Origin of the sequence: Streptomyces sp. GbtcB6, assembly GCF_019091475.1 — a bacterium.
GTDB classification, from domain to species: Bacteria; Actinomycetota; Actinomycetes; order Streptomycetales; family Streptomycetaceae; genus Streptomyces; species Streptomyces hyaluromycini.
The window spans coordinates 1-603 of sequence record NZ_JAGXJL010000187.1 but is presented as its reverse complement, the minus strand read 5'-3'; the positions used below and the strand labels follow the sequence as shown (position 1 = coordinate 603).

General features: G+C 79.1%; 1 pseudogene. It reads left to right on the top strand.

Annotated features, from left to right (window positions below):
* A pseudogene (locus KVT45_RS55110) lies at positions 1-603 on the top strand (hypothetical protein); the annotation flags it as partial.

The following is a 603-nucleotide window of genomic DNA, read 5'->3' as shown; positions in this document are numbered from 1 at the left end:
CCACCCCGGCCGCCGCCACCCCCGCCGCCGCTGCCCCGGCCGCCGCTGCCGCGCCGGTGCCGGTCGCCGTGTCCGCCGTGGAGGGCCCGCTGCCGGTCGTCGAGGCGGCCGTGCAGAACCCGGTGCCGGTGGCCGGGGCGGCCGCCGCACAGCGGCCCGCCGCCGTCCTGCCCCGCCCCTCAGACGTCCTGGAGAGCGAGCTCGTGGAAGAAGCGCACCCCGCCCCGGTACCCGCCCCCGCCGACGACCGGCTCTCCGAGCTGATCGCCGACCACCTGGCCCTGCACGACGACTATCTCAACGGGCAGCTCAGCAGCGCCCAGCGCATGATGGGCCTGCTGGAGCGGGCCGACGAACAGGGCCGCGTGGACGACGTGATCCCGGGTGTGGCCTCCGTGAAGGAGCACGGGCTGGCCATCGGGCGTACGCATCTGCGGGCCAACGAGATCCTGCGGGACCTGGCGTCGATGGAGTTCGGGCAGGCCGGGACGCCCGTGGCACCGCCGGCCCCCGCCCCGGCCGCCGTACCGCCGCTGGCCGCCGCGCCCGCCGCGCCCGTGCAGGCGCCCCCCGCCCCGGCGGCGCTCCCCCAGGCTCCGGCCG